The 23,379-nt window shown below is 48.2% G+C and carries 19 protein-coding genes and 11 tRNA genes; 22 read left to right on the top strand and 8 right to left on the bottom strand.

Annotated elements, in window-relative coordinates:
* Nucleotides 1-21 precede the first annotated feature (21 nt).
* From prmC to hemA, 3 genes are read right to left on the bottom strand one after another with little or no spacing between them, the layout of a single operon-like run.
* Nucleotides 22-867: a peptide chain release factor N(5)-glutamine methyltransferase gene (gene prmC / locus MHM94_RS11040; RefSeq protein WP_235419941.1), complete on the bottom strand. Its 846-nt coding sequence runs from the start codon at nucleotides 865-867 to the stop codon at nucleotides 22-24.
* Complete coding sequence (prfA, locus tag MHM94_RS11035; RefSeq protein WP_045979734.1) at nucleotides 868-1,953, bottom strand: peptide chain release factor 1; 1,086 nt, start codon at nucleotides 1,951-1,953, stop codon at nucleotides 868-870. It lies immediately after the preceding gene.
* A gap of 7 nt (nucleotides 1,954-1,960) precedes the next feature.
* Nucleotides 1,961-3,217 (bottom strand): glutamyl-tRNA reductase, encoded by a 1,257-nt coding sequence (hemA, locus tag MHM94_RS11030; RefSeq protein ID WP_045979735.1) that lies wholly within the window; start codon nucleotides 3,215-3,217, stop codon nucleotides 1,961-1,963.
* 219 nt (nucleotides 3,218-3,436) lie between these two features.
* On the opposite strand from hemA, the gene lolB reads away from it, so the two are divergent.
* The 17 genes from lolB (at nucleotide 3,437) to MHM94_RS10945 (ending at nucleotide 10,191) form a co-directional block, all read left to right on the top strand.
* Complete coding sequence (gene lolB / locus MHM94_RS11025) at nucleotides 3,437-4,024, top strand: lipoprotein insertase outer membrane protein LolB (protein ID WP_235419940.1); 588 nt, start codon at nucleotides 3,437-3,439, stop codon at nucleotides 4,022-4,024.
* On the top strand, nucleotides 4,021-4,875 hold the full coding sequence (gene ispE / locus MHM94_RS11020) for a 4-(cytidine 5'-diphospho)-2-C-methyl-D-erythritol kinase (protein ID WP_130146558.1): 855 nt from the start codon (nucleotides 4,021-4,023) through the stop codon (nucleotides 4,873-4,875). Before lolB ends, ispE begins: the two co-directional genes overlap by 4 nt.
* Nucleotides 4,876-4,955: 80 nt before the next feature.
* A complete protein-coding gene (locus tag MHM94_RS11015) occupies nucleotides 4,956-5,903 on the top strand; it encodes a ribose-phosphate pyrophosphokinase (protein WP_022944685.1) in 948 nt (315 codons plus the stop codon).
* Between the two features lie 200 nt (nucleotides 5,904-6,103).
* Nucleotides 6,104-6,727, top strand: coding sequence for a 50S ribosomal protein L25/general stress protein Ctc (locus MHM94_RS11010; protein ID WP_022944684.1), 624 nt, complete (start codon nucleotides 6,104-6,106; stop codon nucleotides 6,725-6,727).
* A 19-nt stretch (nucleotides 6,728-6,746) separates the two neighbouring features.
* Nucleotides 6,747-7,331: an aminoacyl-tRNA hydrolase gene (gene pth, locus MHM94_RS11005; protein WP_022944683.1), complete on the top strand. Its 585-nt coding sequence runs from the start codon at nucleotides 6,747-6,749 to the stop codon at nucleotides 7,329-7,331.
* 36 nt (nucleotides 7,332-7,367) lie between these two features.
* Nucleotides 7,368-8,459, top strand: coding sequence for a redox-regulated ATPase YchF (gene ychF, locus MHM94_RS11000; RefSeq protein WP_022944682.1), 1,092 nt, complete (start codon nucleotides 7,368-7,370; stop codon nucleotides 8,457-8,459).
* Nucleotides 8,460-8,660: 201 nt separating this feature from the next.
* Nucleotides 8,661-8,737, top strand: a tRNA-Met gene (locus tag MHM94_RS10995).
* A 38-nt stretch (nucleotides 8,738-8,775) separates the two neighbouring features.
* Nucleotides 8,776-8,860 (top strand) — tRNA-Leu (locus MHM94_RS10990).
* 38 nt (nucleotides 8,861-8,898) lie between these two features.
* Nucleotides 8,899-8,973: transfer RNA gene (locus tag MHM94_RS10985), tRNA-Gln, on the top strand.
* 60 nt (nucleotides 8,974-9,033) lie between these two features.
* Nucleotides 9,034-9,118, top strand: a tRNA-Leu gene (locus MHM94_RS10980).
* Nucleotides 9,119-9,158: 40 nt separating this feature from the next.
* Nucleotides 9,159-9,233, top strand: a tRNA-Gln gene (locus MHM94_RS10975).
* Nucleotides 9,234-9,292: 59 nt separating this feature from the next.
* Nucleotides 9,293-9,377 (top strand) — tRNA-Leu (locus MHM94_RS10970).
* A 157-nt stretch (nucleotides 9,378-9,534) separates the two neighbouring features.
* Nucleotides 9,535-9,609 (top strand) — tRNA-Gln (locus MHM94_RS10965).
* Nucleotides 9,610-9,611: 2 nt separating this feature from the next.
* Nucleotides 9,612-9,688: transfer RNA gene (locus tag MHM94_RS10960), tRNA-Met, on the top strand.
* Between the two features lie 38 nt (nucleotides 9,689-9,726).
* A tRNA-Leu gene (locus MHM94_RS10955) sits at nucleotides 9,727-9,811 on the top strand.
* A gap of 141 nt (nucleotides 9,812-9,952) precedes the next feature.
* A tRNA-Gln gene (locus tag MHM94_RS10950) sits at nucleotides 9,953-10,027 on the top strand.
* A 79-nt stretch (nucleotides 10,028-10,106) separates the two neighbouring features.
* Nucleotides 10,107-10,191: transfer RNA gene (locus tag MHM94_RS10945), tRNA-Leu, on the top strand.
* A 127-nt stretch (nucleotides 10,192-10,318) separates the two neighbouring features.
* On the opposite strand, the gene MHM94_RS10940 is transcribed toward MHM94_RS10945, so the two are convergent.
* The gene (locus MHM94_RS10940; protein WP_235419939.1) at nucleotides 10,319-11,473 is read right to left on the bottom strand and encodes an FAD-dependent oxidoreductase; all 1,155 of its coding nucleotides are present in this window, start codon (nucleotides 11,471-11,473) and stop codon (nucleotides 10,319-10,321) included.
* Between the two features lie 253 nt (nucleotides 11,474-11,726).
* Between MHM94_RS10940 and miaB the strand changes: the two genes are divergently transcribed.
* From miaB to lnt, 5 genes are read left to right on the top strand one after another with little or no spacing between them, the layout of a single operon-like run.
* Complete coding sequence (miaB, locus tag MHM94_RS10935; RefSeq protein WP_022944680.1) at nucleotides 11,727-13,163, top strand: tRNA (N6-isopentenyl adenosine(37)-C2)-methylthiotransferase MiaB; 1,437 nt, start codon at nucleotides 11,727-11,729, stop codon at nucleotides 13,161-13,163.
* Between the two features lie 48 nt (nucleotides 13,164-13,211).
* Nucleotides 13,212-14,243: a PhoH family protein gene (locus MHM94_RS10930; RefSeq protein ID WP_022944679.1), complete on the top strand. Its 1,032-nt coding sequence runs from the start codon at nucleotides 13,212-13,214 to the stop codon at nucleotides 14,241-14,243.
* Nucleotides 14,240-14,701 (top strand): rRNA maturation RNase YbeY, encoded by a 462-nt coding sequence (gene ybeY, locus MHM94_RS10925; RefSeq protein WP_053911201.1) that lies wholly within the window; start codon nucleotides 14,240-14,242, stop codon nucleotides 14,699-14,701. The genes MHM94_RS10930 and ybeY overlap by 4 nt, the downstream gene beginning before the upstream one ends.
* A 60-nt stretch (nucleotides 14,702-14,761) precedes the next feature.
* Nucleotides 14,762-15,643, top strand: a complete 882-nt coding sequence (corC, locus tag MHM94_RS10920; protein WP_022944677.1) for a CNNM family magnesium/cobalt transport protein CorC — start codon at nucleotides 14,762-14,764, stop codon at nucleotides 15,641-15,643.
* On the top strand, nucleotides 15,618-17,168 hold the full coding sequence (gene lnt, locus MHM94_RS10915; protein ID WP_138589174.1) for an apolipoprotein N-acyltransferase: 1,551 nt from the start codon (nucleotides 15,618-15,620) through the stop codon (nucleotides 17,166-17,168). The genes corC and lnt overlap by 26 nt, the downstream gene beginning before the upstream one ends.
* A gap of 11 nt (nucleotides 17,169-17,179) precedes the next feature.
* Here lnt and MHM94_RS10910 read toward each other — a convergent pair whose 3' ends face one another.
* The 4 genes from MHM94_RS10910 to MHM94_RS10895 all read right to left on the bottom strand — a co-directional run bounded on the left by MHM94_RS10910 (nucleotide 17,180) and on the right by MHM94_RS10895 (nucleotide 23,340).
* Complete coding sequence (locus MHM94_RS10910) at nucleotides 17,180-18,487, bottom strand: amidohydrolase (RefSeq protein ID WP_235419938.1); 1,308 nt, start codon at nucleotides 18,485-18,487, stop codon at nucleotides 17,180-17,182.
* Between the two features lie 135 nt (nucleotides 18,488-18,622).
* Complete coding sequence (locus MHM94_RS10905; RefSeq protein WP_235419937.1) at nucleotides 18,623-20,263, bottom strand: chitinase; 1,641 nt, start codon at nucleotides 20,261-20,263, stop codon at nucleotides 18,623-18,625.
* Nucleotides 20,264-20,465: 202 nt separating this feature from the next.
* Nucleotides 20,466-20,939 carry an FKBP-type peptidyl-prolyl cis-trans isomerase gene (locus MHM94_RS10900; RefSeq protein WP_235419936.1) on the bottom strand — a complete coding sequence of 158 codons (474 nt, stop codon included), beginning with the start codon at nucleotides 20,937-20,939 and terminating at the stop codon, nucleotides 20,466-20,468.
* On the bottom strand, nucleotides 20,932-23,340 hold the full coding sequence (locus MHM94_RS10895) for an ATP-binding protein (RefSeq protein ID WP_235419935.1): 2,409 nt from the start codon (nucleotides 23,338-23,340) through the stop codon (nucleotides 20,932-20,934). The genes MHM94_RS10900 and MHM94_RS10895 overlap by 8 nt, the downstream gene beginning before the upstream one ends.
* Nucleotides 23,341-23,379: the final 39 nt, after the last annotated feature.

Raw genomic sequence — 23,379 nt, 5'->3', positions numbered from 1 at the left:
TGTCACTCCCTAAGCATAGGCCTAAGTTGTGTATTCAGCCAAGGTGATGCGCTCATTTTGACCTAAATCGACCACTGTCCGCGCATTAACGTACCCGTAATTAGTCAACAGTTGCCGTACAGCCTGCCCTTGCTCGAAGCCATGCTCTAACATCAGCGTTGCACCTGGGTGCAAATAAGCGCGTGCTTGGGCAATGATATGGTCAATATCGGCTAAGCCATTGTCTCTGGCAACCAAGGCGCTGAGAGGTTCATAGCGCACATCTCCAACACTCAGGTGAGGGTCGCTCTCATCGATATAGGGCGGGTTACTAACAATAAGGTCAAAGCGCTGAGTGGCAATAGCACTGAACCAATCGCTCTGGTAGATGCGCACGTTTGCAATACCGAGGGACTGTTGGTTGTGCATCGCTAAGGTAACGGCATCGGTACTGGCATCAACCCCTTGTACCTGCCATTGCTGACGTTCACTAGCCAGCGCCAAAGCTATTGCCCCTGTGCCTGTACCGAGGTCTAAAACCTGCGCATTCTCAGGTAAGTCGAGCGCCAACGCCTGTTCAACAAGCGTCTCGGTATCGGGTCTCGGTATTAAGGTGCTACTGTTGACGGCCAATGGTAAGGACCAAAACTCGCGGGTGCCCGTTAAATGGGCAACTGGCACCCCCTGCAAACGCTGACTTAATAGCTTTTCAAACTCACGCAGTTGACGCTCTTCGAGGGCCTTATCGCCCCAAGCAAATAGGTAGGAGCGTGGTTTACGCAGCACGTGTAATAATAATACTTGTGCATCTAGGCGTGGTGATTCACTGCTGTCTGCGAGCGCCGTTGCTGCATTACGCAGCACGGCATCAATAGTCGAATCCGACAATTAATCGTCACCCATTGCAGCAAGCAAATCGGCTTGGTGTTCTATCAATAATGGGTCAATCACAGCGCCTAAATCACCGGCAACCACCTCATTCAAACGATACAGGGTAAGGTTAATACGGTGGTCAGTAATACGCCCTTGTGGGTAATTGTAGGTACGAATACGCTCTGAGCGGTCGCCACTGCCCACCAAATTACGACGCTGGCTGGCCTCTTCTGCCTGACGTTTTTCTGTTTCCGCTTGCTCTAAGCGAGCAGCAAGAACCGACATTGCTTTAGCGCGGTTTTTATGTTGTGAACGTTCATCCTGACACTCAACCACAACGCCTGTGGGAATGTGGGTAATACGAATAGCAGAGTCGGTTTTGTTAACGTGCTGTCCACCGGCACCTGAGGCACGGAAGGTATCTACTTTAATATCTGCGGTATTAATTTCGATGGCTTCGGCTTCTGGGATCTCAGGCATAACCGCGACCGTACATGCAGAGGTATGAACACGCCCTTGCGATTCTGTCTCCGGCACACGCTGCACTCGGTGCGCACCGGATTCAAACTTTAGCTTACCGTATACGCCGTCGCCTTTGATATTGGCAATCACCTCTTTATAACCGCCGTGTTCACCTTCGTTAGCGCTGACTAGCTCTACTTGCCACTTCTGAGTTTCTGCATAGCGGCTGTACATACGGAATAGATCGCCTGCGAAAATAGCCGCTTCATCACCGCCCGTACCGGCCCGCACTTCTAAGAACACATTGTTGTTATCACGAGGGTCGCGAGGCAACATCAATACTTGCAATTGCTCTTCTAAGCTCTCCACTTGAGCTTTTGCTTCTTTGTATTCTTCTTGCGCCATTTCACGCATATCAGGATCGGAATCTTTGAGCATTTCTTGTGCTGTGCTCACATCTTCTTGTGCTTGCTGATAGGCGGTAAAGGCTTTAGCCACTTCTTCTAATTCTGCATATTCTTTGGACAAAGCACGAAACCTATCTTGATCACCTATCACTTCGGGATCACTCAGTAGCGCTTGAACTTCTTCATAACGCTCCACTAAGGTTTCTAACTTGCGGTATACCGACTCTTTCATGTGTTTGTTATTCCTGATTAATTCCTAACATTTTTTGCATTTGTGCCAGCTGCCCCACTTCGCCTTTCTCGGCCGCATCTTTAATCGCCTTAGTAGGCGCATGCATCAGTCGATTAGTGAGTTTATTCGCGAGCTCAACCATGATTTTCTCTGGCTCTTTGCCACTGGCTAGCTGAGCCATTGCTCGCTCAAGGAGTTGTTCTTTCGTTTGCGTCACATCATTACGATAATCGCGGATGAGTCCCACTGAATCGAGAGACTTTAGCCAATTATCAAACTCACTGACTCGCGCAGTGATAATCTGCTCGGCTTCTTTTGCTGCTTGCTCTCGCGTTGCCATATTTTCGCTGACGATCGCTTGCAAGTCATCCACTGAATATAAATAGGCGTTATCCAGCTCCGCTACTTGGCTTTCGATATCCCGTGGAACAGCGATATCAATCAACAGCATAGGTTTGTTTTTACGCTTTTTAAGCGCCTGCTCAATCACCCCTTTACCGATAATGGGCAGCGTACTGGCCGTTGAGCTGATGACAATATCGGCCTGTGGTAATTGTTCCGGCAACTGCGCTAAGGATATCACGCCAGCGGCGAACTCGTCGGCTAAATTTCGGGCACGGTCAATGGTACGGTTGGCAACAGTCATTGATTGGGGGGAGTGCTGATGAATATGTCTGGCAACCAGCTCAATGGTTTCACCAGCGCCAATGAGTAGCACACGAGTGTTATCCAGCTTGCCATAAATATGTTTGGCTAAATTCACTGCAGCGTAGGCCACCGACACCGCACTGGCACCAATATTCGTCTCGGTACGCACCTGTTTCGCGACAGAGAACGTTTTTTGAAATAAGCGCTCGAATAAGACCCCAACGCCGCCATTCTTTTTAGCGCTGGCGTACGCTTGTTTTATTTGCCCAAGAATTTGCGGCTCACCCAGTACTAATGAATCAAGACCGCAGGCCACCTTCATCAAATGATAGATAGCTTGGCTGTGATCAAAGCTGTACACGTTTTCCGCCAGTTCTTTGCTATCAAGTTGGTGAAACTGCGCGAGCCACTGCAACACTTGCTCCGGAGTACCGCTCTCAAGTGAACAATATATTTCAGTGCGATTGCAGGTCGAGACGATCACGGACTCGGCAAACTCATCTTGCATTGTGAGTTGCTGTAGTGCACGGTCAAGTTGTTCAGGAGAGAAGGCTACTCTCTCGCGCAAATCAACCGATGCTGTTTTGTGATTAATACCCAGTGCGACTATGGTCATGGTGGACAACTATTGCTTAACAACCAATTTTATTAAATACTTACTCATTCTTTAAATTAGCGCATAGATGGATAGCTTCTGCCAAACGGATTTTATCGATGGCAGTAAACGAATTCGTCGACGCTAAATGAAAATCGCTTGCAATAACATTGGTCTGAACCTGCTTCAAGCGAATAATTTTACGAAAATCAAGCGAATAAGGAAAGGCGGGAAAGACATTTGATTAACTTTCGATTGATTTTGCTGGTGTTTTTTTTGTTTCTCACAGGCTGTGTACAAACAATCCCGGAATCCACACCACCTAGCGACACTTGGCGCACCTCCCTCAAGCAAATAAAACACTTTCGCAGTGAAGGTAAAATGGCGTTTATTTCACCACAGAAGCGGCAATCAGCTAATTTTGTTTGGCAACAACAAGGCGATGAATACAGCCTCGATTTAAACACCTTTATCGGCACCAACGTTTTGCGCTTAAAACGCCACCCCTATATCGTTGAGCTGGATATCGATGGCGAACAATATCAAGGACATAACGCACAGAGCTTAGTGTATCGTTTAAGCGGTTGGCTGTTACCTTTAGATACCCCAGAACAATGGCTGTTAGCGGCCTACGACGCCGAGTCAGCTAAGTTTGATCAACAACAACGCGTACGCAGCGCCAGCTGGCTGAGCCCGGATAATCGTCAGTGGCAGATTCGTTACCAAAATTACGAGGCTATTCAGGGCGTTTGGCTACCAACGCGTATCACCCTGAGCCACGATACTCTGCGCGTTAAGTTATTAATTAATGAATGGCAACTGCAATGAACTCATGTGCACTTAGCGTGATAGCACCGGCTAAACTTAATTTGTTTTTGCATATAACGGGACGCCGAGATGACGGCTATCATGAATTGGAAACCCTTTTCACTTTTCTTGACCACGGCGATGAGTTGCACTTTCAACCACGCCAAGACTCACGCATTGAATTAGCGCCCATCAGTGGTGTAGCCAACGAGGATAACCTTATTTTCCGCGCTGGCGAACTTTTGCGCCAAGCCTATCAGCAGCGTGGTCTCGAAGTGTGCGGAGTGAATATTGATATCGACAAGCGATTGCCTATGGGCGGCGGCGTCGGCGGTGGTTCATCGGATGCGGCAACAACCCTACTTGCTCTTAATTCACTGTGGGGCAACAAGCTGAGCCTGGATGAGCTAGCAGAATTAGGCATTCAACTCGGTGCCGATGTGCCCGTGTTTATAGGCGGGCGCAGTGCCCTAGCGCGAGGGGTTGGTGAACAATTACAAGCGGTTGATGTACCACAACACTGGTATTTGGTAGTACATCCACAAGTGCATATAAGCACCGCAGCGGTATTTGGCCACCCTGATTTACCTCGAGATAGCGCCCCCCTACCACAGCAATGGCAGCATGCAGAGCATAGAAATGACTGTGAAGCACTGGTCAAAAAGCTCTACAGCGAGGTTGAAAAAACACTGCAGTGGTTGCTAAAATACGCCCCGTCGAGAATGACTGGCACTGGGGCGTGTTGTTTCGCCGCGTTCGATAGCGAACGCGCAGCGTTAGACGTTCTAGAAAAGCTGCCCACCGAGTGGCAAGGCTTTGTTGCCAAAAGTTTAAATCAATCTCCTGCTCATACAGCGCTTGGTTTAAACTAATGTAGAAGTAAAGTGTTTAAGTTAGCCTGCAAATTCACTTGCATGTTAGTCCAAAATTTCAGTGCCCGAGGAACCCTACCGTGCCAGACATGAAGCTCTTCGCTGGTAATGCAACGCCTGACCTAGCTCAAAAAGTTGCAAAACGTTTATATATCGAACTAGGCGATGCCGAAGTTGGTCGTTTTAGCGACGGTGAAATCAGTGTATCTATTAATGAAAACGTCCGTGGCTCGGACGTTTTTATTATCCAGTCTACCTGTGCGCCGACCAACGACAACCTGATGGAATTAATCGTCATGGTTGATGCGCTGCGCCGCGCTTCAGCTGGGCGTATCACCGCTGTACTGCCGTACTTCGGTTATGCCCGTCAAGATCGCCGTGTGCGTTCTGCTCGTGTGCCAATCACTGCCAAAGTTGTTGCTGATTTCTTATCAAGTGTTGGCGTCGACCGTGTGCTAACGGTAGACCTCCACGCCGAGCAAATCCAAGGCTTTTTCGATGTGCCGGTGGACAACGTATTTGGCAGCCCTGTACTTATCGAAGACATGGCTCAGCGTGATTTTGACGACGTCGTCGTTGTCTCACCTGACATTGGTGGCGTAGTTCGCGCCCGTGCTATTGCGAAGTTACTTGATGACAAAGACCTCGCTATTATTGATAAGCGTCGTCCTCAAGCCAATGTCTCTCAGGTTATGCACATCATTGGTGATGTCAAAGGTCGTGACTGTATTATTGTTGATGACATGATTGATACTGGCGGCACACTCTGTAAAGCTGCTGAAGCATTAAAAGAACATGGTGCTAAACGCGTGTTTGCTTATGCCACGCACCCAGTATTATCCGGTAATGCAGCTGAAAACCTGCGTAATTCAGTAATTGACGAAGTCATTGTCACCGACTCAATTCCGTTGTCAGATGAGCTTAAAGCCTTGGACAATATCAAGGTATTAACCTTGGCTGATATGATGGCCGAGACCATCCGTCGTATTAGCAACGAAGAATCTATTTCGGCGATGTTTGAGCACTAAAGCTGCTTCGCCGATGAGCTCAAATAGAAAACACCGCCGAGGCGGTGTTTTTTTTATTCTGCTGTTTATTTTAACCAAGGCCGGTGGTACTATAGCGCGCCTTTTTTAATTGGCTGTGGTGTTACATCGCTTGCCAATTGGGTTAAGGCCTTTGGTCGCGAAGGTCTTACACTATATTAATTTGATAATTTGGAGACATCATGTCTAACGATTTTTACACATTTGATGCAGAAGTACGTACAGAGCTAGGTACTGGTGCGAGCCGCCGCCTACGTCGTGCAGACAAAGTTCCTGCGATCCTTTACGGTGCAGGCAAAGACGCTGTATCACTAACGCTTGACCACAACAAAGTGAACCAAGCACAAGACCACGAAGGTTTCTACACGCACATTCTTACCCTGAACATCGGTGGTGAGTCTGTTGAAGCGATTCTTAAAGACATTCACCGTCACCCGTTCAAGCCTAAGATCACACACTTAGACTTCCAACGTGTTGACCCGAATTCTAAGATCCACACTAACGTGCCAATTCACTTCATCGGTGATGAAGAAGTTAGCAAAAAAGGTGCAACTGCTGTTCACCAACTAACTGAAATCGAAATCACGTGTCTACCTAAAGCGTTACCTGAGTTCATCGAAGTAAGCGTAGCTGACCTAGTTCCTGGTGATTCACTACACCTATCTGAGATCAAACTACCAGCAGGTGTTGTTTCAGTAGAACTAGCTAAAGGCGCTGACCACGACCAAGCGGTTGTAACTGTCAACGCTAACAAAGCTGCTCCAGCTGAAGACTCAGAAGAAGCGTCTGATAGCGACGCAGAATAAGGTTTAAGGTGTTAGCACCTTGAATACTATTCAAATGCTAGTGGGCCTGGCTAATCCAGGCCCCGAATATCAAAAGACCCGCCATAATGCAGGGGCCTGGTTTATCGAAGAACTGGCCGCACGCTATAACTGCACTCTAAAACCTGACGCAAAACATCACGGCTTAACCGGCAAAGTTATTATCGGTGACAGCGAATTTAAGCTTCTGATTCCAACCACTTATATGAATCTCAGTGGTAAATCTGTGGCCAGTTTAGCTAACTTTTACAAAATCCCCGTTGAGCATATTCTTGTTGCTCATGACGAGATGGATTTAGAACCGGGCATCGCTAAGTTAAAAAAAGGCGGTGGACACGGCGGTCACAACGGACTAAAAGATATCATTGCGAAAATGGCTAACAACAAAGAATTTATGCGTTTGCGTATAGGTATTGGCCACCCAGGTCACCGTGATAAAGTGACCGGTTGGGTGTTAGGTAAGGCGCCTCAAGCTGATCAGGAAAAGATCGACGCCGCAGTTGATGAGGCTGTGCGCTGCATGGATATTTTGGCGAAAGACGGTGTGCTTAAAGCACAAAACAGACTCCACTCATTTAAGCCATAATGACGCGTGGCTTGAACACAAACAGGTATACATAATATGGGTTTTAAATGTGGTATTGTTGGCTTGCCTAATGTTGGTAAATCAACCCTTTTCAACGCGCTTACCAAAGCTGGTATTGAAGCGCAAAACTTCCCCTTTTGTACTATCGAGCCAAATACAGGCGTTGTTCCAGTACCCGACGCACGCTTAAATCAGCTTGCAGAGATTGTTAACCCACAACGTGTTCTACCTACGACTATGGAGTTCGTTGATATCGCTGGTTTGGTAAAAGGCGCTTCGAAAGGTGAAGGTCTTGGGAACCAATTCCTCGCCAATATTCGCGAAACCGATGCGATTGGTCATGTTGTGCGCTGCTTTGAAAATGACAATATTGTCCACGTTGCCGGGCAAATCGACCCTGCCGATGATATTGAAGTTATCAACACTGAGCTTGTGTTGGCTGACATGGACAGTGCTGATAAAGCGCTACTGCGTCAAGCAAAGAAAGCCAAAGGCGGCGACAAAGACGCAAAATTCGAGATAAGTGTGCTTGAGAAAGTAAAAGCGCATTTAGATGAAGGCTTAACACTGCGCTCACTACGCTTGGAAAAAGAAGAAAAAGCAGCCATTGATTACTTGAACTTCTTAACCATTAAGCCAACTATGTACATCGCCAATGTCAACGAAGATGGCTTTGAAAATAACCCGCATTTGGAAACCGTGCGCGAGATTGCTGCGAATGAAGATGCTGTGGTTATTCCGGTTTGTGCAGCCATAGAAGCTGAACTGTCAGAGCTTGAAGAAGACGAGCGCAACGAATTTATGGAAGATTTAGGCCTTGAAGAACCAGGCTTAAACCGAGTGATTCGTGGCGGCTACGAGTTGCTACAGCTGCAAACTTACTTCACTGCGGGCGTCAAAGAGGTTCGTGCTTGGACGATTCCTGTTGGTGCAACAGCGCCACAAGCAGCAGGAAAAATACATACGGATTTCGAAAAAGGCTTTATCCGTGCACAAACAATCGCGTTTGATGACTATATTGAATACAAGGGCGAAAATGGCGCAAAAGAAGCTGGAAAAATGCGTCAAGAAGGCAAGGACTACATTGTTAAAGATGGCGATGTAATGAACTTCTTGTTCAACGTGTAATAAACACCGCTTCAATGAGCCCGCTTTATTAGCGGGCTTTTTTGTTTGTGAGTGAGAAAAAGAAGCTGTTTTTTATTCGCTTCGCTTGTTTTTCAGGCAAACAATTCATCCTCGTTATGTTTTTACTAAAAAGGTGTTGACGCGCTTTCGGCAGATCAGCATAATACGCCCCGCATCAGCGATGATGAACAAGTAAAAGTTGGCTACGTAGCTCAGTTGGTTAGAGCACATCACTCATAATGATGGGGTCCCCTGTTCAAATCAGGGCGTAGCCACCATTTTCTTTCTACCAATAAGAAAATGAAAATTACTTTATGCGGAAGTGGCGGAATTGGTAGACGCGCTGGATTTAGGTTCCAGTATCTTCGGATGTGAGAGTTCAAGTCTCTCCTTCCGCACCATGTTCTCGATAAGAACTGAAATTATCATTTTCTATAGCTGGAGTATCGCCAAGCGGTAAGGCAGCGGGTTTTGATCCCGCCATTCCCAGGTTCAAATCCTGGTACTCCAGCCAACTTTTCTGAAGTTGAGGAATGAGCTTAGGCTTAAGTTCCAAAATGCTCCAGGTTATATTGCGGAAGTGGCGGAATTGGTAGACGCGCTGGATTTAGGTTCCAGTATCTTCGGATGTGAGAGTTCAAGTCTCTCCTTCCGCACCATGTTCTTGATAGGAACTGAAATTATCAAATTTGATTTCGTTGGAGTATCGCCAAGCGGTAAGGCAGCGGGTTTTGATCCCGCCATTCCCAGGTTCAAATCCTGGTACTCCAGCCAACTTTCTGAAGTTGAGGAATGAGCCTAGGCTTAAGTTCCAAAATGCTCCAGATTATATTGCGGAAGTGGCGGAATTGGTAGACGCGCTGGATTTAGGTTCCAGTATCTTCGGATGTGAGAGTTCAAGTCTCTCCTTCCGCACCATGTTCTTGATAGGAACTAAAATTATCAAACTTGATTTCGTTGGAGTATCGCCTCGCCACGAAGTGGAAGCGGTAAGGGCAGAAGAGAGAGGTTTTGATCCCTCACTCATCCACCCCCAGATTCAAATCCTGGTCCACAAATAGATTTGAGATTTCGTTGGAGTATCGCCAAGCGGTAAGGCAGCGGGTTTTGATCCCGCCATTCCCAGGTTCAAATCCTGGTACTCCAGCCATTGGCTACGTAGCTCAGTTGGTTAGAGCACATCACTCATAATGATGGGGTCCCCTGTTCAAATCAGGGCGTAGCCACCATTTTCTTTCTACCAATAAGAAAATGAAAAATACACTATGCGGGAGTGGCGGAATTGGTAGACGCGCTGGATTTAGGTTCCAGTATCTTCGGATGTGTGAGTTCAAGTCTCACCTTCCGCACCATGTTCTCGATAAGAACTAAAATAATCATCCTGGATTGCTGGAGTATCGCCAAGCGGTAAGGGCAGAAGAGAGAGGTTTTGATCCCTCACTCATCCACCCCCAGATTCAAATCCTGGTCCACAAATAGATTTGAGATTTCGTTGGAGTATCGCCAAGCGGTAAGGCAGCGGGTTTTGATCCCGCCATTCCCAGGTTCAAATCCTGGTACTCCAGCCAACTTTCCTAAAGTTGAGGAATGAGCCTAGTGTCTCTAACTAGACGCTCTAATTAGGTTTCTTTAGGTAAAGTAAAAAATGCGGAAGTGGCGGAATTGGTAGACGCGCTGGATTTAGGTTCCAGTATCTTCGGATGTGAGAGTTCAAGTCTCTCCTTCCGCACCATTTTTATTATCTCACCTTTTATACATCACCATAGTCTAAGCACTACTTGCTTATCGCGACCACCTATAAGCATTTATAGAATTCACTTAATAAAAAAATCCGGCACGGCTGCAAGATGGCGATTGATCTAGTGACCAATCGCGTATTTTAGTACCCAATCTTTTATCGGCCCAGCCTGGTTTGCCGCGCGTAAAAATAGATTACGCCCCCATTTTAATGGCCCACTCTCATTAGAGAACCCCCAATAACATGCATCCATTGTGCTCATCATGGCCAAGTTGGCATAACGGCGCGCTTGCCAATAACGCTGCAATGAAATATCAATGGGGTTGTCATTTTGCAACTGTGCACTGAGCGCCACTACATCAGCAAAGCCGAGATTGACCCCTTGCCCTGCCAACGGGTTGATGGTGTGAGCGGCATCCCCGATTAACACGCAGCGTCCTTGAACATAGCGCTGAGCATGGGCTCTGGTAAGCGGAAAAACCGCCACAGACTCAATATCAAAATCACCTGGCAAGCTTGGGAAATGAGTAATAATCTCTTGTTTCAGTTGCTCTTTTGGTAAAGCCTTTAAACGAGCTAAGTGATCACCGTGGTGATACCAAATCAAGTTGGCATAAGGCGCCTGCATAGGTAGAAACGCCACTGGCCCGGTGCGCTGAAATTGCTGCCAAGTACGCACCTGCTGCGGGGCATCAAGCTTAACCAATATGCCCATACAATGTTGCTGATATTGCCACCCCTCGCTACCTATTCCTAACATCGAGCGTACAGCGGAACGCCCGCCATCGGCAGCAATGAGTAGTTCGCCTTGATACTGCTTTGCCCCTAAGGTCAGTGTTACTTGCTCACCGTCATCGTCAATCGCACTTATTGGCTCAGCACTTTCGATAGCGGTAATATCGTACTGTGTGAATTGTTGCCATAACGCTGCTTGAATCACGTTGTTTTCAATGAGGTGACCTAAATGGGTTAAACCCAGTTGTTCGGCGGAAAATAATAAACGCGCGTTGGGCTGCTCAAAGGCTTCTAACTCAGTGTACGGCGCGCTACGCGTCGCTTTAATCGTCGCCATAGCTCCGAGTTCATCAAGCAATCGCTCGGAGGCACGATTTATCGCTGAGACACGAATATCAACACGGCTGTTTTGCAAATCAGTAGTGGCATCTGGAAAGTGGCGCTCAAATACCGTCACCTTCATGCCTTGTTGCGCTAGCTTAATGGCACAAGCAGCTCCGACCATCCCGCCACCGACGATTAGCACATTTTTTACACTCATGGCCTATTGCCTCTAAATGCTTCAATATTATGGTGATTGTAACTCAGTTAAGGCAATGGTGGCAGTCTAAGCGCAGGCTAAAGCGTGTTGCTTTGATGTCATCCTGTGTCACAGTGTAAATATCAAATCTATACTTGGCTCATAGCGCGATAGCATATAAAATACGCGTCCTTTAGGCGAAGCTCGGGCCATTAGTCCAACCCAAAGCTCTGTCGTGCATTATCTACCGGATTGAAAGCGAGGCATTATCTCAATGAGTAAAAAGCTGCATATAAAAACCTGGGGTTGTCAGATGAATGAATATGACTCTCAGAAAATGGCCGATCTACTTGATGACACCAATGGTTATCAGTTGACCGAAGAAGCCAGCGATGCGGATGTCATTTTACTTAACACCTGCTCAATCCGTGAGAAGGCACAAGAAAAAGTATTCCATCAACTTGGCCGCTGGAAACTACTCAAAGAGCAAAACCCCGATTTAGTTATCGGTGTTGGTGGCTGCGTAGCTTCACAAGAGGGTGATACCATTCGCCAACGCGCGCCTTTCGTAGATATCGTGTTCGGCCCACAAACATTGCACCGCTTGCCTGAAATGATTCAACAAGTGCAGGCGAAAGAAGGTTCAGTGGTTGATATCACGTTTCCTGAAATCGAAAAGTTTGACCGTTTGCCAGAGCCCAAAGCGGAAGGACCCAGTGCCTTTGTATCAATCATGGAAGGCTGTTCAAAATACTGCACGTTCTGCGTGGTGCCCTACACTCGTGGTGAAGAAGTAAGCCGCCCTCTGGATGATGTACTTTTAGAAGTTGCGCAACTGGCTGAGCAAGGCGTGCGTGAAGTGAATCTGCTGGGTCAAAACGTTAACGCATATCGTGGCGAGACGCATGACGGCGAAATCTGTTACTTTTCTGACTTACTGCGTTATGTTGCCGCCATCGATGGTATTGATCGCATTCGCTACACGACCTCGCACCCTGTTGAGTTTACGCCTGATATTATTGATGCCTATGCTGATGTACCTGAGTTAGTTGATCACTTGCACTTGCCAGTACAAAGTGGTTCAGACCGCGTGTTAAACCTAATGAAGCGTGGCCACACGGCCATTGAATATAAGTCGACTATTCGCAAGCTGCGCAAGATTCGCCCTAATATCAGTATGAGCTCAGACTTTATTATCGGCTTCCCAGGCGAAACCACCGAAGACTTTGAAGCAACCATGAAGCTTATCAACGACATCGGCTTTGATATGAGCTTCAGCTTTATTTACAGTGCCCGCCCTGGTACACCCGCAGCAGACTTGCCGGATGACGTCAGCGAAGACGAGAAAAAGCAGCGCCTATACATTTTACAAGACCGCATCAACCAAATGGCACAGAAAATCAGCCGTGATATGTTTGCTACTGAGCAGCGTATTTTGGTGGAAGGCCCTTCGAAAAAGAACCCTATGGAGCTGCGTGGACGCACCGAAAATAACCGTGTAGTTAACTTCGAGGGTCCACATTCTGTGATCGGCCAATTTGTTGATGTCCGTATCACTGAAGCGTTGCCTAATTCACTGCGTGGAGAACTGCTGCGCACTGAAGATGAAATGAATTTACGTCGCGATGTCGCGCCGAGCGACATTCTTGCTAAAGCACCGAGCGAGCCGCAAGCCAATGACATCGGCGTCGGTACATTCACCCCGAATTAAAATAATCGTGCGCTGCGTTTACGCAGCGCCAAGCAACAGGAAGCAACTTTGAGTAACCAGCTGAAGAATATCGATATTTACTTAGAACCGTCAGACAATGCCCGCCTTTCTTCTTTGTGTGGACCCTTCGACGAAAATATTAAGCACATCGAGCGTCGTCTGGGAGTTGAAATTGCACACCGCGAAAATCTCTTTAAAGTCACCGGCAAGCCGCACACTGCAAAAGCTGCCGGGGAAATTCTAAAAAATCTTTACGTTGATACGGCTCCTGTTAAAGGTAAGCAAAAAGAGATCGAACCTGAACACGTACACTTAGCCATCACCGAAGCTGATGTGCTCGAACAAGAGCAGCCCAGTGTGTGGGGTAAAGAAGTGTTTATTAAAACCCGCCGTGGCGTCATCAAACCGCGTAACCCCAATCAAAGTCAGTATGTAGCTAATATCTTAAATCACGACATTAGCTTCGGTATTGGCCCAGCAGGGACCGGGAAAACTTACTTAGCCGTAGCCGCTGCCGTCGATGCCCTCGAACGCCAAGAGATTCGCCGTATTCTATTGACCCGCCCAGCGGTTGAAGCGGGTGAAAAACTAGGCTTTTTACCTGGTGACCTTACCCAAAAAATCGATCCTTACCTGCGCCCGCTTTATGATGCTTTATTTGAAATGCTTGGCTTTGAGAAGGTTGAGCGACTCATAGAGAAAAACGTCATCGAAGTGGCCCCGTTGGCGTATATGCGTGGTCGCACGTTGAATGACGCTTTTATCATTCTTGATGAGAGCCAAAATACCACAGTGGAACAAATGAAGATGTTCCTAACCCGTATTGGCTTTAATTCAAAAGCGGTGATCACCGGTGATATTACGCAGGTCGACTTGCCTCGCGGCGCGCGCTCAGGCCTGCGTCATGCAATTGAGGTGCTCAGTGATGTTGAGGCTATCAGCTTTAACTTTTTCCAAGCTCATGATGTGGTGCGCCACCCCGTGGTCGCTGCTATTGTTGAAGCTTACGAAAGCCATGATGAAGCACAGCGTGCCAAACGCGCCGCTAAAGAGCAAAATAAAAAAGAGTCTGACTCATGACCACCACTGTCGATCTGCAACTTGCTTGTGAATTTGATAATTTACCGAGCGCTGAGCAATTTCAGCGCTGGGCCGCGTTGGTGCTTGATGAGCTTAAGCCCAACAGCGAAATCACTATTCGTATCAGCGATGCAGAGGAAAGCCAAAGCCTCAACCATAGTTACCGAGGCAAAGATAAACCGACCAATGTTTTGTCTTTTGAGTTCGATGCCCCCCCAGGTGTAGAGCTACCTTTAGTTGGGGATTTGATTATTTGCCCCGAAGTGGTATATCGTGAGTCTTTGGAGCAGCAAAAAAGCTTTCATGACCACTTTGCCCACATGGTGGTACACGGGTGCTTGCATTTACTTGGCTATGACCATATAAATGACGCTGATGCCCAAGAAATGGAAGCGATTGAAAAACGCCTGTTGGCAACCATTGATATCAGCGACCCATACAGGGATGATGAGTGTTAATCCCAATAGTGAGGCTCTGCTCACTATCGGAATTAATTCAACTTGGAGCGCATAAAGCTAATGAGCGACGAAAACTCGCATAGTAGAGAGGGTTCTTCTGGAAAATCGTGGATGGATCGCATCACCCAGATGTTCCAAGGAGAACCCCAAAATAAGGAAGAATTGGTTGAAGTCATCTCAGATGCGCAAGAACGCGATCTGATTGACCCTGAGACCAAAGAAATGATGGAAGGCGTATTGGGTGTGTCGGAGCTGAAAGTGCGCGACATCATGATCCCACGCTCACACATGATCACCTTAGATGTAGATAAACCACTGTTCGATCAACTACCGATGATGATCGAGTCCTCGCACTCGCGCTTTCCGGTGGTGTGTGAAGACAAAGACCACGTCGAAGGTATCTTATTGGCCAAGGACTTATTGCCATTACTGATGGACAAAGAGGCCGCCTTACCAAACCTACGCGATATGCTCCGCCCGGCGGTAGTCGTCCCGGAAAGTAAGCGGGTTGATACGCTACTGAACGAGTTTCGCCAACAGCGCTACCACATGGCGATTGTTATCGACGAATATGGTGGTGTGTCTGGCTTAGTAACCATTGAAGACATTCTCGAAATCATTGTCGGCGAGATTGAAGACGAGCATGATGATGAAGACGAAAGTAAAGCCATCCGTAAGGTTTCTAAGCACGTTTACTCTGTACAGGCTCTGACGCCTATTGAAGAGTTTAACGACGTGTTTAAAACCGATTTCAACACCAGCGAAGCCGATACCATTGGTGGTATTGTGTTACATGCCTTCGGCCATATGCCTGGGCGCGGTGAAATCATAGACATTGATCCTTTGCAGTTTAAGGTCACAAATTCCGACAGCCGTCGTATTTTGCAGCTGCAAGTTACCTTGCCGAAATCGAGCGATGGCGAAGATACTGACGCGGCTTAAACAGCAATTTAGTGATAAAAAAACATGGCTGGCACTGGTTGCCGGCCTTGTTTTAACCTTTGCTTATGCCCCTTTCGGCGCCTGGCCTTTAGCTTTTTTTAGTATTGCGGTGCTGTGTTATTGCAGTTATCAGGCACCGGTCAAACAAGCTGCTTGGTACGGATTTATCTTTGCCATCGGCTGGTTTGCTGCGGGAATAAGCTGGGTGCACGTCTCCATAGCCCAGTTTGGTGGTATGCCACTGCCCGCCTCCATTGCCATTATGGCCTTACTGGTGGTGTATTTAGCACTTTATCCTGCACTGGCACTGGCACTCACGGCGTTTATACACAAACACAGCGGCGCTTGGCTGGCTCCGCTGTTAATCAGCTTTGCCTTCAGCGAATGGCTGCGCGGCACACTACTAACCGGCTTTCCTTGGTTATCACTGGGCTACACCCAAACCGATTCACCAGTAAATATTCTCGCGCCGATGGTGGGTGAATTTGGCTTAAGTGTGCTGGTGCTGGCCGTGGGTTATGGCCTTTATCGTTTATTTTGTGCCAAGGTCTGGCAACCCCTTGTGGCAACACTCGCCGCAGGCGCCCTAGTTGCAGCCCTAGCAACAGTATTCAATTATAACCAGTATTCTGGCAAACAGCTGAATGTGGCCTTAGTACAAGGTAATATCAAGCAAAGCATGCGCTGGCAACCTGAGAATTTCTGGCCCACCATGCTCAAGTACCAAGATATGACGCGCCTACATTGGGATGCCGATCTGGTGGTGTGGCCTGAGGCTGCGATCCCCGAGCTCGAACAGTTAGCGGGGGAATACCTCACATCCTTGGATAAGGCGGCGGTATTTAACGATACTGCGCTTATCACCGGCATCGTCGACTATCAATATGATACCCGCAATGTTTACAACACCTTAGTGGTGGTGGGCAAAAAACAACAAGACAGCAGCGCAGGTCAGTACCGCTATCTCCATAAAAACCGCTATCGCAAACATCAGTTACTACCTATTGGCGAATTTGTGCCTTTTGAAGACTTATTACGCCCTTTGGCACCGCTGTTTGACTTGCCAATGTCGAGTTTTAGTCGCGGTGAACGCGTGCAAGATAACCTAATTGCCAACGGCTACCACATCCTTGCGGCTATCTGTTACGAAATCGCTTTTCCGGATTTAGTCAGAGATAATTACCGCAGTGATTCGGATATCCTCTTTACCGTGAGTAATGATGCCTGGTTTGGCGACTCCCACGGACCTCATCAACATATGCAAATCTCACGCATGCGCGCGCTCGAGCTGCAGCGTCCACTGGTACGAGTGACTAATACTGGGGTGACTGGCGTGTATGACCCGATTTCGCAATCACAACTTAGCCTTGCGCAATTTGATGCGGATGTACTGCGCGCTGATGTTCGCTTGATCTCTGGCGACAGCCTATACGCCCAGTATGGTCGTTGGCCTACGTGGTTGGCGCTGCTGTGCTTACTGGGCCTGAGTCTGTACTATTCTAGAAGAGTTAAAAAAAGCGCCTAACGGCGCTTTTTTTATTGCTTGTCGAGGTAATCAAACACCAAGTTAGTCATCGCTTTGACCCCTAACGGCAACGCTTTCTCGTCAATGTAAAAGTGCGGCGAGTGGTTGCTTGGCGCCGTTTTGGCATCCTGATCCTTTGGCGTCACTCCCAAAAAGAAGAACAGTCCAGGGGTTTCCAGGGCGTAGTAAGAGAAGTCTTCAGCGCCGGTGATCAGATCCGTGGTGATGACATTGTCACTGCCTGCGGCTCGTTGCAGCGTGGGGGTCATCATGTTCGTTAACTGCGGGTCATTCACGGTGACCGGGTAACCATGGTCGATATGGATATCAGCCTTTGCCCCAGCTGCCTGGGCGGTTAACTCCACGGTTTTTTGCAAACGCTGCTTGATGTCAGCGCGCATTTGCTGATCAAAGGTGCGAATAGTGCCCACCATCTCCACCTCATCAGGGATAATATTACTGCGTACCCCACCATTGATGGCACCAAAAGAAATCACCGAAGGCGCTTTGGTGACATCGACTTGGCGCGAAGCAATGGTTTGTGTAGCCATAATGATTTGGCTAGAAGCGACAATGGGATCGACTCCATTCCAAGGTCGTGAACCATGAGTCTGACGACCTTTGACCTTGATGTTAAATGAGTCTTCACTGGCCATCAACGGCCCTGAGCGAAAACCAATTTGCCCGGTATTAAGTGATGAGGTGACATGCAAACCAAACACCGCCTCAGGCTTTTGTGCAAATAAGCCTTCTTTAAGCATCAGTTCGGCACCGCCCTGCTCTCCCTCAGGAGCGCCTTCTTCCGCTGGTTGGAACACAAACAGTATTTCCCCAGCTAGTTCCGACTTTAACGCCACCAAGGACTCAGCCACAGCCATAAGGATAGCGACATGGGCATCGTGACCACAGGCATGCATCACCCCCACTTTTTGACCACGGTAAGTGGCACTCTGCTGCGAAGCAAAAGGCAAGTCTACTTGCTCGGTCACAGGCAGTGCGTCCATATCCGCACGCAAGGCAATCAAGGGTCCCGGTTTATCACCCTTGAGCCTGGCTACCACCCCGGTATGAGCCACGCCGGTTTCCACCTCAAGGCCCAAGCTTTGTAAGTGTTCGGTCACGTACTGCGCGGTCTTAAACTCACGGTTACTCAATTCCGGATATTGGTGAATATGACGTCGCCAAGTGATCACCTTATCGGCAACCTGTTCATTGGCTTGTTGAATTTGTTGGTCTAAATCAGCGGCCGCAACGCTTGATGTGACACTAAACATACCTGCCAGCAATAGCGCTTGGCCTAAAACCGAAAGCTTTGTCATGGATTGTTCCCCTGTTGAATAATGGTGGGTGCTTACACCTCGGTATTAACGCTAATGTAACACTTAGGTGAAAAACAGTGGGTTGCGACCAATGACATAAAAAAGCCTGCGCGAAGGCAGGCTATACTCATGAGCTTAATTATTGACGCGCTGCCAAGGCCCGCCATTGATGGGGTCGTCACCTTGTGTCCACCATTTAGCCTGATACAGGACACCATTTTTGCTGGCTTGGTCACCCCCGACGTAGATAGTCGCCGCATCCCAGGTGTTCGCCCCGTCACCGGGTGCAGGGTCTACCGGATCGCTTGGCGGTGTCGGCTCGCTTTGGCCGCCACTGTCAATAAGTTGCCATGGCCCACCATTAAGAGGATCATCACCTTGAGTCCACCACTTGGCCTCATAGATTTGCCCACCTTGGCTCACTTGCTCACCTTGTACATAGACCGTTGCTGCATCCCACGCTGCAACGCCATCCACAGGCGGCTCTGTGGGCGGCTCACTAGGCAAGGTGTCGCTAACGCGCACTTGCGGCCAGCCGGCATGAGACTGATAGAAGTTAGTAACACATTTCTCATAGTCACCGGGGACCAAGGCCGAATAAGCCGTTTGATAACCTACTAACTTACATTCGAAGGAATAGCCACCGGGGCGGTCGGCATAGTAGCCCCAATCACCTTCCCAATTGGTGTATAACACATCTGTCGCGCCCTCAAGATTAAGACTGCCATACGGGGTTTGTTGCCAACAGGTGTCCTCTTCGTCACTTTCTATAACGATATTGTAGTGATGAGCGAGGCCCTGCCAATAACGAATGCGATTGACTGGTTGGCCCTTATATTTATTTTGCTCGCCGCACTCTATACCACCATTGATAACATTAATGGTGGTGCCAAAGCCATAACCAATCCCGGCATTACGCTCACGCTGCGACGGCACCCAGGTACGGTCAATCACGTGTAACATTGCCGGTTTCGGGGCTTGCGGAGTGAGGAAAAACCAAATTGCTGAAGCCAAGTTTAACCACGAGTCCGCCACTAACGCCGGGTTATTTAGCAATACGGTGGCGTCACCATCGAACATGACTTCTGAGAATGCGCCGTAGTTAAAATGATAAGAGAGCTGTTTTGCGCCGCGACCAAAGTAGCCCTGACCTGGAGCGCATGGCCAACGACGGTTTTGCCAGTCATTTTGACCGCAGCCTGTGGTGTAGCCCTCTTCGCCCTCGGACCATCCCATTTCTCGCACATGCACTAACGCTTGTTGCCACTCCTCTAACCCCAAAGGGTTATCAGAGACGTTGTCTTTACTGATATGACCGCCAGTTTCTTGGGCAAAGTGAGCAAAGGCTGTGACTATTGAGCGTTTGCAAATAGCATCGGCATCGCGACCATCGTCGTAATCGCCACAAAACGCGGGGAATTTACCTATCGCTCTTAGGAACCGTGTGTAGGTGTACTCTGGCGCCGCCATTTGCGTGAGGAAGTCCCACTGCTGCTGTGGAAATACCCGTTGTGCGCGCTGCACGTTTTCGGGGTTTGTGGCGCTCCCTGGGACAATAGCTTCAACCACGGCATTGTCGCGAGTACGCAGTGCCTGCGCCCACACTTGATACATAGGATCGGCTGTTTTCGCCGCTGCCATGGCTTCAATATCGGCTTTGGCGACGACATAGCCCTCGGGGTTCTGTGGATCGGGTTGTACATTAATGGCGTGGGCCGCTGTGGAGACGGCTGCGCTGATCCCCAGCACGGTGAATAGTTGTGTTGTTGTAGACATATTTGACTCATTTTTTCGTTGTAAGACCGACCAGCTACTCATGCACTGATCACTGAGCCCTCCCACCGTTTATTGTTGCCACAAAGACAGCGTTGTCAAATATATTTTTACATTGTATTTTCAATTTTACTTATATAGGGGACATGAAATTGACAGGGTACACGCTAAATCAGTTACGCTGACCTAGCGTATTTACAGCAGCTTAGTTAACAGCAATAAGCTCAACGTCGAAGATTAGCAAGCTTGCTGGGGCGATATTCCCCACCCGGCGGTTACCATAGGCAAGTTTAGCTGGAATATACAGCGTGGCCCGCTCTCCAGCATGCATGGCAAGCAGCCCTTGCTGCCAGCCACTGATCACTTGGTTTAATTTGAAGGTCAGGGGTTGGCCTCGCTTCTGGGAGTTATCGAATTCACTGCCATCAAGCAATGTACCCCGATAGTGCACCGTTACTTTCGACTTAGCGCTTGGCTGCTCACCAGCCTGATTGCGAGTATGCCACAGCATTTGCACCCCACAATCAAGCTCTACAACTCCTTCTTTGTGTTTGTTCTCGGCCAGAAATTGCGCCTCGGCATCGCCATTTTCTGCTGCTGCCGCTTGATTGCGCCGATGGCCGCGAAAGGTCAGTACCAACAACACGACAATGGCGAGAACTAATAACGCATTAATCATCCTTTTCTTCCTCACCAGCAACAATGTCAGCTATAGCCCGCAAGCGTTTCATGGCTAAGTCGTGCAAGCTTCCTTCGGGATATTGGCCCTGATGAAATTGCCCGCATTGCTTACCAGTTAGCAGACTGAGGGCTTCATCGACACTCGAAACTGGATAAATATGGAACTTTCCCTGCTCAACGGCACTTATTACTTCTTGGTTGAGCACCAGGTTCAAACAATTTGACTTGGGAATAATGACCCCTTGCTGAGTATCTAAACCGCGCATTTGGCAAAGTTTGAAGAACCCTTCAATCTTTTCGTTAACACCGCCAATGGCTTGCACTTCACCGCGTTGGTTGATTGAACCAGTCAGTGCAATGCCTTGCTTTATGGGCACTTGGGTAATACTTGAGACCAAAGCACATAACTCAGCCAGCGAGGCACTGTCACCATCGATATAGCCATAGCTTTGCTCAATTGCGATGTTGGCACTGAGAGTCAGGCTGAAATCCTGCGCGTATTTATTCCCTAAGTAGCCGGTTAGCAACATGACGCCTTTTGAGTGAATAGACTTACCCAATTCGGCTTCGCGCTCAATATCAATCACCCCATCACTGCCTGCATAAACCGAGGCGCTCATACGCGCCGGAGTGCCAAATGAGGTATCACCCACGTGCAACACGGTAAGGCCATTAACAATACCGACTGCCTCACCTTGTGTATCAATGAGAATGTGTCCTTCACGAATATCACTCAGCATGTTTTCGCTCATTTGCCCAGTGCGATATTCTTTCCCAGCAATTGCTTCTTCTACGTGGGCAGCTAGGATCTGTTCACTGCTGTCCTGACGAGCGTAAAAGCTTGCTTCAGCCACTAACTCAAGTACATCGGCAAAGCGTGCTGACAACTTTTGTTGATGCTCAGCCTGGCGGTGGCTGAAACGCAACAACAGTGCCATCGCCTCATTATTAGGCTCAATTTTCAGCTTTTCTCGACAATACTCAATCACTTTAGTGATAAATTGATATTGGTATTTATCTGAGCCTGGCAGGTAATAATCAAAATCAGCCAGAACGCGAAAATGCTCGGCAAACTCTTCGTCGTATTCATTGAGGGTGTAATACAAATCCCGAGAACCCAGTAAAATCACTTTTACATCCAGCGGGATCAATTGCGGTCGTAAGGTGAAGCTGCTACCTACCGAGCTGTCTTGGTAAGGTAAATCATTTTTTATCTGATGTGTTTTTAATGATAGTTTTAAGCCATCCCACACTTGCGCGTTGGTCATTACTTTTTCCGCATCCATAATCAGATAACCACCATTGGCACGGTGCAGTGCGCCAGGCTGAATGCTGCGATAACTGGTTACCAACGACCCTTGCGATGTTGAATATTCTATTTTGCCAAACAGGTTACCAAAGGTCGGATTAGGCTCATAAATAACTGGCGCGGGGTCGTCTTCTTTAAAAGACACCAATAAATTGGGAGCAAAGAATTCGGTGAGCATTTCATCACGATCATACTCATCTTTGTTATCTTCACTGCCTTGCTCTTCATCAAGCCACTCGAGTACCGTATCGACTAATTCTGAGCGTAAATCTTTTAAGTAACGCAATACCCCAACATGGGTGGCATACTTGTGCTCAAGCTCACGTAAAAGCGGTTTGATTGCCGCTTCGGCGGTGCTTTTCTTCAGCTTACGCAATGCCTCGCTAGACTCGCGCTTCCATTTTGGCAGCTCAATAAGGGCATCAATTAATGCGTCTTCAAGCTCTGCGATAGCGTCGAGAAAGCGCTCTTGCGTGGGCTCATCAAGGGCACTGAATTGCTCATCGCTGAGGCGCTGATTGTTGACGATTGGCACAAAACCTACGTTATTCTCATCCTCGATCAACTCGACACTGCGGGCATTGGCCAAGTCTTCCACCGCAGCCAACGCATCTTCGTACTTATCTTCAAATTCACGATCGATGGACTTTTTCTTGCGTTGGAACCCAGGGTTATCGAACGCAGCCGGAAAGGTATCGAGAATCTCATCCAGCAACGCATCAATATCGTCGACTAGGACTTGTCCCTCGCCCGGATTCATTAACAAGGCGATGGGCTCGCGGTGATCATCGTAATTATTAACATAGAGCCACTCACGCGGCGTTTCGCGCTCTTTGGCATGTTGTTGCAGCTTATGCTGCACTAACGTGAAGCGCCCTAACGCTGGCTCTCCCATCACATAAGCATTGTATCCAGGAAGCTGCATACCCAGGGCAAATTCCAAAGCACTGTCGGCACGCTGCTGGCCGATAAAAGGTAAGTCCTCGGGGTAGGGATGCGCTAAACAAGTGCGCACATGATTTGCTGAAATTTGTGGGGCCAACGCATTGGCACTAAGAGGAGTAACACCGTTATTGCTTTTATCTTTCATTCGACACATCTTGTAGTGGGCCCTATTAGCGGGCCCCAA

The sequence above is a fragment of the Pseudoalteromonas sp. CNAT2-18.1 genome (genome assembly GCF_022347865.1).
Classification (GTDB): Bacteria; Pseudomonadota; Gammaproteobacteria; order Enterobacterales; family Alteromonadaceae; genus Pseudoalteromonas; species Pseudoalteromonas ruthenica.
Note: the sequence above shows the minus strand (reverse complement) of the source record. Positions and strands in the feature narration are given on the sequence as shown.

Coding starts and splice junctions, on each gene's coding strand:
- prfA (WP_045979734.1), bottom strand. CDS start 1,953: ATGAAAGAGTCGGTATACCGCAAGTTAGAAACCTTAGTGGAGCGTTAT.
- hemA (WP_045979735.1), bottom strand. CDS start 3,217: ATGACCATAGTCGCACTGGGTATTAATCACAAAACAGCATCGGTTGAT.
- ispE (WP_130146558.1), top strand. CDS start 4,021: ATGAACTCATGTGCACTTAGCGTGATAGCACCGGCTAAACTTAATTTG.
- MHM94_RS11010 (WP_022944684.1), top strand. CDS start 6,104: ATGTCTAACGATTTTTACACATTTGATGCAGAAGTACGTACAGAGCTA.
- ychF (WP_022944682.1), top strand. CDS start 7,368: ATGGGTTTTAAATGTGGTATTGTTGGCTTGCCTAATGTTGGTAAATCA.
- MHM94_RS10940 (WP_235419939.1), bottom strand. CDS start 11,473: ATGAGTGTAAAAAATGTGCTAATCGTCGGTGGCGGGATGGTCGGAGCT.
- miaB (WP_022944680.1), top strand. CDS start 11,727: ATGAGTAAAAAGCTGCATATAAAAACCTGGGGTTGTCAGATGAATGAA.
- ybeY (WP_053911201.1), top strand. CDS start 14,240: ATGACCACCACTGTCGATCTGCAACTTGCTTGTGAATTTGATAATTTA.
- corC (WP_022944677.1), top strand. CDS start 14,762: ATGAGCGACGAAAACTCGCATAGTAGAGAGGGTTCTTCTGGAAAATCG.
- lnt (WP_138589174.1), top strand. CDS start 15,618: ATGGCGAAGATACTGACGCGGCTTAAACAGCAATTTAGTGATAAAAAA.
- MHM94_RS10910 (WP_235419938.1), bottom strand. CDS start 18,487: ATGACAAAGCTTTCGGTTTTAGGCCAAGCGCTATTGCTGGCAGGTATG.
- MHM94_RS10905 (WP_235419937.1), bottom strand. CDS start 20,263: ATGTCTACAACAACACAACTATTCACCGTGCTGGGGATCAGCGCAGCC.
- MHM94_RS10900 (WP_235419936.1), bottom strand. CDS start 20,939: ATGATTAATGCGTTATTAGTTCTCGCCATTGTCGTGTTGTTGGTACTG.
- MHM94_RS10895 (WP_235419935.1), bottom strand. CDS start 23,340: ATGAAAGATAAAAGCAATAACGGTGTTACTCCTCTTAGTGCCAATGCG.